Annotated in this window: 13 protein-coding genes and 1 riboswitch; of the genes, 12 read left to right on the top strand and 1 reads right to left on the bottom strand. The window is 32.1% G+C overall.

The window, feature by feature from the left end:
• Positions 1 to 58: 58 nt before the first annotated feature.
• The 7 genes from ACJDUG_RS02745 (at position 59) to mreB (ending at position 7033) form a co-directional block, all read left to right on the top strand.
• Complete coding sequence (locus tag ACJDUG_RS02745; RefSeq protein ID WP_406768349.1) at positions 59 to 1237, top strand: acetyl-CoA C-acetyltransferase; 1179 nt, start codon at positions 59 to 61, stop codon at positions 1235 to 1237.
• Positions 1238 to 1369: 132 nt separating this feature from the next.
• On the top strand, positions 1370 to 2050 hold the full coding sequence (locus ACJDUG_RS02750; protein ID WP_406768350.1) for a YwmB family TATA-box binding protein: 681 nt from the start codon (positions 1370 to 1372) through the stop codon (positions 2048 to 2050).
• 19 nt (positions 2051 to 2069) lie between these two features.
• On the top strand, positions 2070 to 3329 hold the full coding sequence (murA, locus tag ACJDUG_RS02755) for a UDP-N-acetylglucosamine 1-carboxyvinyltransferase (RefSeq protein WP_406768351.1): 1260 nt from the start codon (positions 2070 to 2072) through the stop codon (positions 3327 to 3329).
• A 131-nt stretch (positions 3330 to 3460) separates the two neighbouring features.
• A complete protein-coding gene (spoIID, locus tag ACJDUG_RS02760) occupies positions 3461 to 4519 on the top strand; it encodes a stage II sporulation protein D (protein ID WP_406768352.1) in 1059 nt (352 codons plus the stop codon).
• A gap of 149 nt (positions 4520 to 4668) precedes the next feature.
• Positions 4669 to 5394 carry a peptidoglycan DD-metalloendopeptidase family protein gene (locus tag ACJDUG_RS02765; RefSeq protein WP_406768353.1) on the top strand — a complete coding sequence of 242 codons (726 nt, stop codon included), beginning with the start codon at positions 4669 to 4671 and terminating at the stop codon, positions 5392 to 5394.
• 252 nt (positions 5395 to 5646) lie between these two features.
• The gene (gene spoIIID, locus ACJDUG_RS02770; protein WP_406763808.1) at positions 5647 to 5901 is read left to right on the top strand and encodes a sporulation transcriptional regulator SpoIIID; all 255 of its coding nucleotides are present in this window, start codon (positions 5647 to 5649) and stop codon (positions 5899 to 5901) included.
• A 97-nt stretch (positions 5902 to 5998) separates the two neighbouring features.
• A complete protein-coding gene (gene mreB / locus ACJDUG_RS02775; protein WP_406768354.1) occupies positions 5999 to 7033 on the top strand; it encodes a rod shape-determining protein in 1035 nt (344 codons plus the stop codon).
• A gap of 102 nt (positions 7034 to 7135) precedes the next feature.
• Here the strand turns inward: mreB and yyaC are convergent, their stop codons facing one another.
• Complete coding sequence (gene yyaC / locus ACJDUG_RS02780; RefSeq protein WP_406768355.1) at positions 7136 to 7684, bottom strand: spore protease YyaC; 549 nt, start codon at positions 7682 to 7684, stop codon at positions 7136 to 7138.
• A 194-nt stretch (positions 7685 to 7878) separates the two neighbouring features.
• Positions 7879 to 7980: riboswitch (SAM riboswitch) on the top strand.
• 81 nt (positions 7981 to 8061) lie between these two features.
• On the opposite strand from yyaC, the gene metK reads away from it, so the two are divergent.
• The 5 genes from metK (at position 8062) to ACJDUG_RS02805 (ending at position 13883) form a co-directional block, all read left to right on the top strand.
• Positions 8062 to 9237 (top strand): methionine adenosyltransferase, encoded by a 1176-nt coding sequence (gene metK, locus ACJDUG_RS02785; protein ID WP_406768356.1) that lies wholly within the window; start codon positions 8062 to 8064, stop codon positions 9235 to 9237.
• Positions 9238 to 9497: 260 nt separating this feature from the next.
• On the top strand, positions 9498 to 9761 hold the full coding sequence (locus ACJDUG_RS02790) for a hypothetical protein (RefSeq protein ID WP_406768357.1): 264 nt from the start codon (positions 9498 to 9500) through the stop codon (positions 9759 to 9761).
• A gap of 194 nt (positions 9762 to 9955) precedes the next feature.
• Positions 9956 to 12178, top strand: coding sequence for an SF1B family DNA helicase RecD2 (gene recD2 / locus ACJDUG_RS02795; protein WP_406768358.1), 2223 nt, complete (start codon positions 9956 to 9958; stop codon positions 12176 to 12178).
• A 44-nt stretch (positions 12179 to 12222) separates the two neighbouring features.
• Positions 12223 to 13251 (top strand): hypothetical protein, encoded by a 1029-nt coding sequence (locus tag ACJDUG_RS02800; RefSeq protein WP_406768359.1) that lies wholly within the window; start codon positions 12223 to 12225, stop codon positions 13249 to 13251.
• On the top strand, positions 13224 to 13883 hold the full coding sequence (locus tag ACJDUG_RS02805; protein ID WP_406768360.1) for a ComF family protein: 660 nt from the start codon (positions 13224 to 13226) through the stop codon (positions 13881 to 13883). The genes ACJDUG_RS02800 and ACJDUG_RS02805 overlap by 28 nt, the downstream gene beginning before the upstream one ends.
• The last annotated feature ends 158 nt before the right edge of the window (positions 13884 to 14041 follow it).

Consider the following 14041-nt stretch of genomic DNA (forward strand, 5'->3'; position numbering starts at 1 on the left):
CGAATATAATGAAATTGTTTACATGGGTATTTTAAATTTAATAAATGGGGGAATAAGAATGAGAGATGTAGTAATTGTAAGTGCAGTACGAACTGCAATTGGTTCTTTTGGGGGGAGTTTAAAAGATATACCGGCTCCGGAACTTGGAGCAATAGTTATTAACGAAGCTCTTAAAAGAGTTAACTTAAATCCTGAAATGGTAGATGAAGTTATACTAGGAAATGTGCTGCAGGCGGGACTTGGACAGAATACCGCAAGGCAAGCTGTAATAAAAGCAGGACTTCCAGTTGAGGTACCTGCAATGACTATTAATAAGGTATGTGGTTCTGGCCTTAGAGCAGTTGAGCTAGCTGCACAAATTATAAAAGCCGGAGATGCTGATATAATTATTGCAGGCGGTATGGAAAACATGTCTAGGGCACCTTATATTTTAAATGATGCTAGATGGGGATACAGAATGGGCGCAGGTTCCTTAGTAGATTCTATGCTTAGTGAAGGACTTACTGATATTTTTAATGGATATCATATGGGAATAACAGCTGAAAATGTAGCAGAAAAGTGGAATATATCAAGAGAAATGCAGGATGAATTTGCACTTGATTCACAATTAAAAGCAGAAAAAGCAATTGTTGAAGGTAAGTTTAAAGAAGAAATTGTTCCAGTAAGTATCCCACAGAGAAAAGGGGAACCTATTATTTTTGAAGTGGATGAATTTCCGAGAAAAGGCAGCACTATTGAAGCACTAAGAAAATTAAAGCCTGCCTTTAAAAAAGATGGAACTGTTACTGCAGGCAATGCTTCAGGAATAAATGATGGTGCAGCAGCTTTAGTAATAATGAGTTTAGATAAGGCAAAAGAGTTAGGTCTAAGTCCTATGGCAACCATAGTTTCATATGCTCAAGGTGGGGTAGATCCTTCAATTATGGGCTATGGACCTTATAGCGCAGTGAGAAAGGCTTTAGAAAAAGGAAAGCTTGAAATTAAGGACATTGATTTGATTGAAGCTAATGAGGCCTTTGCAGCTCAAAGCTTAGCAGTAGCTAAGGATTTAAAGCTTGATATGAATAAGGTTAACGTAAATGGAGGTGCAATTGCTTTAGGACACCCTATTGGAGCATCTGGAGCACGAATACTTGTTACTCTTATTCATGAAATGCAAAGAAAGAATGTTAAGAATGGATTAGCTACATTATGTATTGGTGGCGGAATGGGAACTGCAATTATAATCCAGAGATAGTGCGAAAACACAAAGAGGCTTAGGCCTCTTTTTTTTCACACTTTTTTAAATTTCTTATATATTAATAGTATATTTATGGAATAAAAGTTAATGGTTTTGTCCATAATCAAAAGAGAAAGGTAGGGGGTCTCTTTGAAAAGCAAAATCATTATATTAGTTTTCTTATTTATTTTATCATTGTCAAACTTAAGTAATTTATCCATTGCAAAAAAAAATACTCATATATTCAATAAAATAATCGAATCAGCTAATGGAAGTATTGTTGAGTATGGTATCAGAGCAAATTTCGAAATTGATGAAAATGGTGAAAAGTATTGTCTTAATTTATTAAAAAAATTAAATTTATCAGATAGCAATATAAAGATTTCAAAGGATGGTAAATATTACTGTGTGGATTTTAAATCAGAAGCAGTAAATGGCTACATAGAATATTCGGATTATGATAATTATAATCTTGTGAGTTTAAATATTGTTAGAACCAATAATGAAAACAGACTAGATGAGTTAATAAACAGAATTGATTCAGCTATTAATAAAAAAGATGTTAAGTATTTTCAGTATTTAAAGGCAAAGGTTCCGGAAAGGGATAATGAAAAATTAAATAATGAAATTATAAATATGTTAATGATAGAAAATACAAGTAATATCTCAACGGTTAAGTTAAAAAATGGTACTAGTACTGTGGCATATACAAAGCAATTTATCCCAATAAAGGATAATGGAAAACTTGTAGATTTAAATTTTGCTGTCTGCAGTTATGGAACAGGAACATATTTAATAATCGGTACACCAATCATTATAGAAGCTTATTAATAAGAAGTGGGGGAATTGTATGGATAAAATAGTCATTAATGGAGGAAGTAAGCTTAATGGAAAAGTTAAGGTAAGTGCTGCAAAGAATTCTGTTTTGCCTATTATAGTTTCAAGCATTTTAAGTGGTGATAAATGTATCATAGAAAATGCACCTATGCTTGAAGATGTTTGTGTTATAGTGGATACCTTAAGGTCCTTGGGAGCTGAAATAAGCATTAACAAAGAAAGCAACAGAATCCTTATTGATACCACTAAACTAGTATATGGTGAGCCTTCAAGTGAACTTGTTAGAAAAATGAGAGCATCTTTTCTTATTATGGGACCTATGATTGCAAAGTTTGGAAGGTTTAAAATATCTCTTCCAGGAGGCTGTAATATAGGAACAAGACCAATCGATCTGCATTTAAAGGGCTTTACTGCCTTAGGCGCAGAGGTTAATGTTGGCCACGGTTATGTTGAGGCTAAGGCAAATAAACTTATTGGTAACAAAATTTATTTGGATTTTCCTTCAGTGGGAGCTACTGAAAATATTATGATGGCGGCAATTTTTGCTGATGGGGAAACTATAATTGAAAATTCTGCAGAAGAACCAGAAATTGAGGACTTAGCAAAATTTCTAAATAGTATGGGAGCCGAAGTTATAGGTGCAGGTAGTGATACAATTAAAATTATAGGAGTAAAAAACTTAAAAGGGACCGTACACAAACCAATTTGTGATCGGATAGAAGCTGGTACCTATATGGCAGCTGCGGCTATAACTAGAAGCAAAATTGTAATTTCAGGAATAAATGAAGAACATATAAAGCCAATAATCGCTAAACTCACCGAAATAGGTGTTTCAATGGAGGTAAACGGAGATGAAATAATTGTAGATGCTAATAGAGATTTAAGACCAGTAGATATAAAAACAATGCCATATCCAGGATTTCCAACTGATATGCAGGCACAAATGATGAGTCTTTTGTGTGTGTTAAAAGGAACAAGTATAGTAACAGAAACCATATTTGAAAACAGATTTATGCATGTTCAGGAACTGAAAAGAATGGGTGCTAATATAAAAATTGATGGTAGAACTGCAGTTATTGAAGGAATAGAAAAATTTAGCGGTTCTGAGGTAAAAGCTACTGATCTTAGAGCTGGAGCAGCATTAATACTTGCTGGCCTAGCAGCAGAGGGAACAACGGAAATAAGTGATGTTTATCATATAGACAGAGGTTATGTAGATATCGAAGGTAAACTTAAGGCTTTAGGTGCTGATATAGAAAGGAAATATTTTTAAAGGGCTGTGAGTGCAGCTCTTTTTTTATGCTTAGAAAGTAATATTCCTATAAATAGCTAAATAAAATAGTATAAAAGCTTTTAGAAAAAGGCAAAGCATAATGCTTAGCTTAACAAATGAGGGGGATTGCATTGCAAAGAGTATTTGTTTCTCTAAGACTTGGAAAGTTAGTGGTTTTTTTTATTTTTTCAATTTTACTACTTATTATATTTTCTATATTAATTATTGGAATTGAAAATAAAGGTATTAATTTTGGTAAAGGCGATGAAGGTATATCTAAGTATGATCTTACTAAAGAAGATATTTTACAAAATGATGACAAAACTCCAATTATTAAGCTCTATTTGTCAAAGGAAAATAAAGTTGTGGATATGAATCTTGAGGAATATGTAAGGGGTGTAGTGGCTGCAGAGATGCCTGCTGAATTTAATTTAGAAGCTCTTAAGGCCCAAGCAGTTGCAGCAAGAACCTATGCCTTAGCACATATGGAACAGTTTGGAGGAAGGAAATGCTCCTATGCTAAAGGCGCTGACATTTGCGATACTGTTAATAGTCAAGCATATATGAGTAAAGAAGAAAGATTTAAATTATGGAAAAGCAGCTCAGCTATAGGCTATTGGAATAAAATTACTGATGCAGTAAATCAAACCGAAGGAGAAATATTAACCTATGATAGTAAACTAGTTCTTGAACCATATTACTTTGCAGTAAGCAGTGGAAAAACTGAAAATGCTGCAGAAGTTTTTGCTTCTAGTGAGCCTTATCTTAAATCTGTGAAAAGTCCTGGGGAAGAGGCATCACGTAATTATAAAACTACTCATAAATACAGTATTAATGAATTTATTAATATTGTTAATTCAAAATATTCTAAGGCAAAGCTTAATTCCAAAAATATTAAAAATCAGATATTTATAGAAGAGAGAACCTCAGCAGGAAGTGTAAAAAAAATAAAACTTGGAAATGCTGTAATATCTGGAGCAGACTTTCGAACAATGCTTAATTTAAATTCTGCAAATTTTAAAATTACTATATCTAAAGATATACAAGTCGACTGTTTTGGTTATGGTCACGGAGTAGGGATGAGTCAATGGGGAGCAGAAGTTATGGCAAAGGCGGGAAGCAGCTTTCAAGAGATTCTTTCTCATTATTATCAAGGAATAAAGATAGATAAAATAAAAGATTTAAAATAAGTATAAATATAAATTCAATGGGATGGTGAAGACCATCTCATTATTTTTGAAAAAAATGTCGAAAAGTAAGGAAAAAAATTCTAGTATAATTTCATAAAATATGTATTTTTTACTAACCTCTGGACAAACTACAAAAAGGAGGTGTTTGTATGGACAAAAAATTATTCAGCAAAACGTCAAATTTTTTTAAGAAGGAAGGCTTCTATGTAATACTGTTTGTATGCTTATGTATTGTTGCAACAGTAGCAGCAGTTACATCGAAAAATGCAAGAACAGTTAAAAAACCACCTGTTGCTAATGAACAAACAACAAGTGAAGCTGATAAGCAAACAGCATTAATAGATGAGCTACCTAAAAATGGCTATCAAAATGCCCTTGAAGTAAAAGGAAATACCAATACTGGAATTACCGTTCCTAGTAATGGAGCAGCTGCAGTGGTAAGTACTGTGGATACGAAATTTGCAAAACCTGTAGAGGGAACTTTAGCAAGAGCATATTCAGAAGATCCTGTTTGGTCAGATACTACAGAAACTTATAGACCTAACTTTGGACTAGATATCAAAGCTGATCTAGGAAAAGATGTCTATGCTGTCCTAGATGGAAAAGTTGAAGAAGTAGGCGAGAGTAAAGAAGGCTATGGTATTCAAGTTGTTATAAATCACCAAAATGGGTTAAAGACAATATATGCAAATCTTGATCCTAATAGTACAGTAGCAAATGGTAAAACAGTTAAGAAGGGTGAAAAAATCGGAAAGGTTGGAAACACAACCCTTAGAACATCCTATGAAAAGTATGGTAGTCACTTACACTTTGCAGTTATGAAGGGTAAGGAATATGTTGATCCAGCAAAACATATAAAATACGACTCTAAATAATGGAAACATATAAACTTACTACATTGAGAGTAACACTTAAAATAATAGGATTTGGCATTACAGGATAAATCATATTTTTCAAGGTTACTATTTGTTAGTATTTGCAGAATAATTCTTATCTGCAAATAAAACAAAACTAATGATGTTTCATTAGCCATTTTGCGAAATTCATATCGGAAAATGGCTAATGAAAGTAATTTAAAGAAATATAAATGCATATTATTAATATAGAAGGGTTAAGGAGGTAGCACTTTGAAAGACTACATTGAGGAGAGAGTTCTTGAAGTCGCAAACTATATTATCGATTCAAAAGCTACAATAAGAAAAACAGCCAAGGTTTTTGGGGTTAGTAAAAGTACAATTCACAAAGATATGACTGAAAGATTACCTAAAATAAATCCTCAAATAGCGGATGAAGCTAAAAATATTTTAGATTACAATAAAGCTGAAAGACACATTAGAGGTGGAAAAGCTACTAAGTTAAAATATAAAGCTATTGAAGGTTAAAAACATTCCTATTATAATAAGAATTAGAGATTAATATAATTCAAGTTTAGTACAACTTGTTTTAAAGTATTACAAAAGAGCAGGAGAGTTGATAGGAATGTGTTTTAGAATTGGTATGGATATGGGGATTGACTTAGGGACAGCTACAGTACTTGTTTATATAAAAGGAAAGGGTGTTATACTTAAAGAACCTTCTGTAGTTGCAATTGATAAAAGTTATAATAAAGTTAAGGCTGTGGGTGAAGAAGCTAGACAAATGATTGGTAGGACTCCTGGTAATATAGTGGCAATTCGTCCATTAAGAGATGGAGTTATTTCAGATTACGATGTGACCGAGACAATGCTTAAACATTTTATTAGAAAAGCCTGTGGAAATAGAAGAATGTCTGCACCAAGGGTCATGGTATGTATTCCCTGCCAGGCAACTGAGGTTGAAAAAAGAGCAGTAAGAGATGCAGCGGTAAATGCTGGAGCAAAAAAAGTTTTTCTAATAGAAGAACCATTAGCAGCTGCAATAGGAGCTAATTTGGATATAACTGAAGCAAGCGGAAGTATGGTTATAGATATTGGCGGAGGAACAACAGATGTTGCTGTTATTTCTTTAGGAGGCATTGTAGTTAGATCTTCAATTAAAGTTGCAGGAGACAAGTTTGATGAAGCAATAGCAAGATATATTCGAAAAAAACACAAGCTTATGATTGGAGAACGAACAGCAGAAGACTTGAAGATAAATATTGGATGTGCATTTAAAAGAGAAAATGAAGTTGCTATGGAAATAAGAGGAAGAGACCTGATTACTGGCCTTCCCAAGAATATAACTGTATCTTCAGAAGAAATGAGAGAAGCACTAAGTGATACAGTAAATAGTATAGCAGACTGTACACATGCTGTACTTGAGAAAACTCCTCCTGAACTTGCTGCTGATATTGCAGATAAAGGTATAATTATGACTGGTGGAGGATCACTTCTAAATGGGCTAGATAAACTTATTGCTAGCGTTACTAAAGTACCAGTATTTGTTGCTGAGGAACCTGTGTCTTGTGTGGCAAAAGGGACTGGAAAAGCTCTAGAATATCTAGATAAAATTGATATTAGTTCAAATGGTTATGATGTTTCATTAATTGATAAATAAATTTACGGTTCTAAAATATAACATAAATTAGCCGCGTAAAAGCATCTGTTTTATAATAAATATGAGATAATGCTTATACTGCGGCTTTTATTTTGATTTTTATTATTTACTGGTAAAATTTATTCTATTTCCAGAATAGAGGTAATATGAATGAATAATAGCATGTGTTATTACCTTTGAAAGCTTCATTATCAAATCCAATCTTATATTTCTTGTAGTAAACAATTCATTACTGTCGCTTGAATCAACTATACCTATAATAGAGGCTCTGCCAACCTCAGGAAGCGATTTGCCAACTCCCTTACCAGGATGGATAGGATAATCTCTAACCTGGATCTCACCAATACTTTCAGTATCTCCCAAACAAGCATCAATACCTATAATATTTGCTTTAGGATATATACTTTTTATTTCATTTAGTTTTCTATCAATGTTTAGCGCATGAATTGGTTCTGAGATGGTACCAAATACCGGGAAGGGAAAAAAATTATCCTTCAATAGAGTACCTACTAAGGGACCAAGACAATCTCCAATACATCTATCTGTTCCAATACAAACTATAATTGTATTATCATCAATATAATCTTTTAGAAAGGTTGCAATTTCATAATATGCTAAAGGATTATCATAATGGGATCTAACTTTACTCAAAATATGCCCTCCTTGCAAAAAATGTTTTTCCCAATTGTTTTAGGCCAAAGTTTAAAATTAAAAATGAAAATTATTCAATAATATATATGCTTGAAATCCATTAAATATAAGATGAAAAATGTATTATTAATTTAAAATAATTTATTGACAGTTTTAGTTTCCTATGTTATTCTAGGTTAGAATTAAATTATTAGCTCTTATCAAGAGAGGTGGAGGGAAATGGCCCTATGAAACCCGGCAACCAAGTACTATACTAAGGTGCCAATTCCAGCAGAGTTATATCTGCAAGATAAGTGATGTGTTAAACACGCCTCTTCTTGTAGAAGAGGCTTTATTTTGTTAAAACATACTTGTAACATATAGGAAGGAGTTATAAAATGAGAAGATTATTTACTTCAGAATCAGTTACTGAAGGGCATCCAGATAAAGTTTGTGATCAAATTTCAGACGCAGTACTAGACGCTATATTAGCCCAGGATCCAAATGCAAGGGTTGCCTGCGAAACAGCAGTTACTACAGGCATGGTATTAGTTATGGGAGAAATATCAACTAATTGTTATGTAGATATACCTAAGGTTGTAAGAAAAACAGTTGAGGAAATAGGGTATACTAGAGCAAAGTTTGGTTTCGATGCTGATACTTGTTCAGTCCTCACTTCTATAGATGAACAATCCACAGATATAGCTATGGGTGTTGATAAAGCTCTTGAGGCCAAAAATGGACAAATAGAAAATATAGGGGCAATAGGTGCTGGTGACCAGGGTATGATGTTTGGTTATGCTACTAACGAAACACCAGAATATATGCCGCTTGCAATTGCAATGGCTCATAGACTTGCTAGAAAGCTTTCAGAGGTTAGAAAGGATGGTACATTTTCATACTTAAGACCAGACGGAAAAACCCAAGTTACTGTAGAATATGAAGATGACAAGCCTATAAGAATCGATACTATTGTAATATCTACACAACATAATCCAGAAGTAACTCGTGAGGAAATCGAAAGAGACTTAATTGAACATGTTGTAAGAAAAGTTGTTCCAGTAGAACTCTTAGATGAAAACACAAAGTATTTAGTAAATCCAACTGGCAGATTTGTTATTGGTGGACCTAATGGTGACTCAGGACTTACTGGCAGAAAAATTATTGTAGATACCTATGGCGGATATGGAAGACATGGTGGCGGAGCATTTTCAGGAAAAGATCCAACAAAAGTTGATAGATCTGCAGCCTATGCAGCTAGATGGGTTGCTAAAAATTTGGTTGCAGCTGGTGTTGCTGATAAATTAGAAATTGAGCTTGCCTATGCTATAGGAGTTGCAAAACCAGTTTCAATTGAAGTTGATACATTTGGTACAGGAAAAGTAAAAGATGATAAAATAATTGATATTATTAACAAAGTATTTGATTTAAGACCAGCGGCCATAATTAAGGCTTTAGATCTAAGAAGGCCAATATACAAACAAACAGCTTCATATGGCCATTTTGGAAGAACTGATATTGATCTTCCATGGGAGAAAAATAATAAAGTAGAAGAAATAAAAAAATATTTATAGTTATTTTATAAGACTACTGACTAAGTCAGTGGTCTTATGTTCTGTTTAAGACTTTTTGTTTAAAAGAGGATGTAATTACAAATAACTATAATACATGAATAATATGTATTTTAATTGTAAAAACTATATTTATCAAAAATTTAAATAATGCTATGTTCTGAAAAGAGGTAAAAGTCCTAAATGGACTTTTACGAGTAGTTTGCGAGCGGAAGTGAGTGGTCTTAAACTACTCAGTGTTCCGACACAAAAGGAGGAATATTATGAAAAGTGAATGGAGAGAAAGAGTTATTACAATTTTAAAAGGAATTAGAGTTTTATTTAATAGAGCATTAGTTTTGATAGCAGTTATAGCTATAGGAAGTGCTATGCTTTCAGCTTATTCGTTTATTCATTTCATAAATAAGATGGCTCTTATTTATAAGGGTAATCCTAATACTATTTTACTAGGGCTGATAATTTTGATTATTATTCCATTAATATCATTTTTACTAGAAAAAAGCTTATCATCAAGGTTAAATAACTAATAAAAAATCTCTGGCTATCATAAGCCAGGGATTTTTTATTGCTGAGGAATTGAATTTTAAAGATTACATTAATTATTATTGGACAATAATATAGACAACAGAATTATTAAGTTAAATAAAGTTGTTTAAAGTAATTCAATAATGTATCCTATAATTATAGGTTATATATTTTTATAGAGTTTAGGAGAGATTTTATGCCAGAAATTCAAGGCGTAGTTGAGGATATAATATTTAAAAATGAAGAGAATGGCTATGTCGTTTCTATTATTAAGGATGCAGATGAAAAATATACAATTGTAGGTTATATTCCATATTTAACTGAAGGCCAAAGCCTAAAGCTGCAAGGGATATGGGTTAAACATCCTCAGTTTGGTGATCAATTTAAGGTGGAAGGCTATGAGGAATTATTACCTAATTCTATAGTTGGAATTGAAAAATATCTATCATCTGGAATTATTTCAGGTATTGGACCAGTTACAGCCAGAAAGATAATTGATAAATTTGGAGATAAAAGTCTAGAGCTAATGGATAATGATATAGATTGTCTTAAAGAAATAGAAGGGATTGGAGAAAAAAAACTTGAAATTATTAAGGAGTCCTATTTAAGACAAAGAGAAGTAAAAAATATAATGGTTTTCCTGCAAACCTATGGTGTAACTACAAGTCAATGTGTTAAAATTTACAAGAAATTTGGCGAGGACTCCATAAATGTGGTTAAGCAAAACCCATATATTTTAACAGAAGAAATTAATGGAATAGGCTTTAAAACTGCAGATAAAATTGCCAGGAGTCTAGGTGTAGAGCTAAATTCTACCTATAGAATCAGCAGTGGTATTAACTATATTATCAATGAATTCTGCAGCCTTGGAAATACATATATGCCTTTAGAACTTCTTTTAAAGGAAGGAAAGAATATCCTTACCATAAAAGAAGAGGACATAGAATTAGTATTATATGACAGCACTGTTGAAGGGAAGATAAAGGTTGAAGTTATTGAGGATAAAAAGTGTGTATTTTTGTTACCCTTTTATTATTCGGAACTTGGTGTAACTAAAAAAATATTAACTCTTGCCTTAGATACTTATGAACCTATTAATACGGATGTAGAATTTGAAATAAAGCAATTTGAAAAGGATAGGAATATTGATTTTGAAGCATCTCAAATAGAGGCTATAAAAGGTGCAATAGAAAACGGTATAGAGGTTATTACCGGAGGGCCTGGCACAGGCAAAACAACAATTATAAATTGTATAATTGATATTTTTGAGAAGGCTAATATGAAGGTGTTTATGGCTGCCCCAACTGGCAGAGCAGCAAAAAGAATGTCTGAAGCTACAGGAAGAGAAGCAAAAACTATTCACAGGCTTCTAGAAATTGGCTTTAATGAAGAGGATACCTTAGAATTTGTGAAAGATGAAGCTTCAAGTTTAGAGTGTGATGTTGTAATTATAGACGAAGCCTCAATGATTGACATTATGCTGATGAATAACATGCTTAAGGCAATTGCCCCAGGTACCAGGCTAATTATTGTTGGTGATGTTGATCAACTTCCTTCTGTAGGTCCTGGAAACGTTCTTAGGGATATAATTGAAAGTAAATGTTTAAAGGTAGTTAGGTTAAAACAAATTTTCAGACAGGCTAAAGAAAGCATGATTATTGTAAATGCACATAAAATAAATAATAGCGAGATGCCTCTGCTTAATGAGAGAAATAAGGATTTCTATTTTATTAGAGGGGAAGATCAAAGTAAAATATTAAATACAATTGTTGGACTTATAGACAAAAGATTACCTAAATTTAATTCTAAATGGAATAAACTTCAGCACATTCAAATTCTATCACCAATGAGAAAAGGAGTTCTAGGTGTTCAAAATCTAAACAAAGTACTTCAAAATACTCTAAATCCAAGACATATAAGTAAAGATGAAAAGGAGTTTAGAGAGCTTATTTTTAGAACTGGTGATAAAGTAATGCAGATAAAAAATAATTATACACTCAAATGGACGAGAGTAGCAGGGTTAGGAGAAGATGAAGGTTTAGGAGTGTTTAATGGAGATGTGGGGTATATTGAGAATATAGATATAGAAAATGATTTAATTACAGTAATTTTTGATGATGAAAGGAAAGTAATATATGAAAGTATGTTCTTTGATGAATTAGATTTAGCTTATGCTGTAACCATACATAAAAGTCAAGGTAGTGAATTTCCGGTAATTATAATACCATGTTTCATGGGACCGCCGCTTTTAATGAATAAAAATCTATTATATACAGGAATTACAAGAGCTAAACAATTAGTGGTTCTAGTTGGTTCAATTAAAGCAGTACATTTTATGATAAATAATAATAAAAGCTTTGAAAGATATTCTGCACTTAAATGGAGAATTGCTGATATAATAGAAAGTGATGTTCTATAGTTTCTAAAATATATTTATGAATGATTTAGTTGAGGTAAAATGATATGTTAACTTTTAAAACCTCCAGTTTCGCTAGTTTTAATAATAGAATAGGTGAGAGTATTTTAAACTTTAGCTACAGTAAAGAGAAAGTATTGAATGTGATTGCACCTCCATTTAGCTCTCCTAGTATATTTGTAAAAATTATTTTAAAATTTGTTGAAACTAAGAAGAGAGTTTTATACATTACTGGAGAAATAGAGGAAAACGTTCAGCTCCTAAATATTTTAAAGAAACAAACAGATTTCAGAGCTTATAGCTACATAAGAAATAATGTATATAAAACTAATACTCTATTAACGGTTGCTAGCTATACAAATGCAGCTATTATAGATGAGAAATATGATTTGGTAATTTATGATGATATTAATAGCTTTCCTAAATACAATACTTTGGAAATTATTGATGTTATAATGAAATGTGTAAAAGAGTCAGGAAAAGTAATTTGTTTTTCAATAGAAGGTATATTTAGAGCACAAAGAGATATACTTATACCTACTAGAAGTAATAAAAAACCTTTATCGGAACCACGTTACGTTATTACAAGAATAGATTTAAATAAAGAGATCCCATTTATTATTTATGATTACCTTAATTTTTCTGTTGAAAATGATAGGAAGGTTGTAATTTATATTCCTAATAATACTGAAAAGGTTCACAATGTGTTTTCTTATCTATGTAACTTTAGAAGCATTTTAAGTAAAAACATTATGTATTTTATAAATGGAGAGAGTGATGAAAAAATACTTTATAATTTTTCTAGAATTAAGAAAGCCATTCTTGTTACAGATGACTATAAGGATAGAAGCATTTGCTTAGACGATGCAGATGTTATAGTTTATTTTTCTGATGATATGTTCTTTGATTATAAGAAGTTAACTTTTTTATGTGGAAAGGTAGGGAGAAGTGAAAAGCTTCGCGCTTCAGAAGTTATATTTTTGGCTAACGATGAAACTTATGACATGGATAAGGCTAAAAATATTATTCGATACTTCAACAAGGAATCATGGGAAATGGGATTATTGAATATTTAATAGAAAGTGTTTTAAATGTAATTTACTGTACAAATGAGACATGTTTAATCTGTAATGATTACTTGGTTTCTGATGGACCATTATGCAAAAGCTGCAGTGATAAAATTGAGTATTGCAATGATGCATTTGAATTAGAAAATAAAATTGAATGCTATAGTGCTGCATATTATGCTTCCTGCATTAAGGAAATGATCAGAAGACTAAAATATAAAAGTGATTTTGCTTTAGGTGAATTTCTTGGAGAAATGCTGCTTAATACCGTCAAAAAGAATAATATAGAATTTGATTTAATTACCTATGTGCCCCTTAGTAAAAAGGCCTATAGAAAAAGAGGTTTTAATCAAAGTGAATTTTTGGCAAGATATATAAGTAAAGGTGTTAACAGGCCCATGAAAGAATTATTGCGTAAGAAGAAGGACACAAAAGATCAAATAGGCCTAGATGGATATGATCGATGGCAAAATATGCTGGATTGCTTTGAAGCATTGAATTATAATTTAGATAATAAAAAAGTGATTCTTATTGATGATGTTATAACAACTGGAGCTACAGCTTTTCATTGTAGCAAGCAATTATTTAAAAGTGGTGCGGAAAAAGTTTCTGTATTGACTGTAGCAAAAAGTAGGTTATAATAAATATGTTAAGCTAGGTCTGTGATTGAAAGTCGATGCCAGTCGCAGGCAAAACGATCCACGTAAGTTAAACAAAGTTTTAATGAGCATGGTGCGGCTTAGAAGTAAATCCTGCCGATAAGATCGAGAGAACTAGTAGTGAGAGGTTGATTCTGGGT

Source organism: Candidatus Clostridium stratigraminis (assembly GCF_045310675.1).
In the GTDB taxonomy this organism is placed as follows: domain Bacteria; phylum Bacillota; class Clostridia; order Clostridiales; family Clostridiaceae; genus Clostridium_AT; species Clostridium_AT stratigraminis.

Bases quoted from the DNA above. Each gene is read 5' to 3' on its own strand.
- ACJDUG_RS02745 (WP_406768349.1), top strand. From the start codon at position 59: ATGAGAGATGTAGTAATTGTAAGTGCAGTACGAACTGCAATTGGTTCT.
- murA (WP_406768351.1), top strand. From the start codon at position 2,070: ATGGATAAAATAGTCATTAATGGAGGAAGTAAGCTTAATGGAAAAGTT.
- ACJDUG_RS02765 (WP_406768353.1), top strand. From the start codon at position 4,669: ATGGACAAAAAATTATTCAGCAAAACGTCAAATTTTTTTAAGAAGGAA.
- mreB (WP_406768354.1), top strand. From the start codon at position 5,999: ATGTGTTTTAGAATTGGTATGGATATGGGGATTGACTTAGGGACAGCT.
- metK (WP_406768356.1), top strand. From the start codon at position 8,062: ATGAGAAGATTATTTACTTCAGAATCAGTTACTGAAGGGCATCCAGAT.
- ACJDUG_RS02790 (WP_406768357.1), top strand. From the start codon at position 9,498: ATGAAAAGTGAATGGAGAGAAAGAGTTATTACAATTTTAAAAGGAATT.
- recD2 (WP_406768358.1), top strand. From the start codon at position 9,956: ATGCCAGAAATTCAAGGCGTAGTTGAGGATATAATATTTAAAAATGAA.
- ACJDUG_RS02800 (WP_406768359.1), top strand. From the start codon at position 12,223: ATGTTAACTTTTAAAACCTCCAGTTTCGCTAGTTTTAATAATAGAATA.
- ACJDUG_RS02805 (WP_406768360.1), top strand. From the start codon at position 13,224: ATGGGAAATGGGATTATTGAATATTTAATAGAAAGTGTTTTAAATGTA.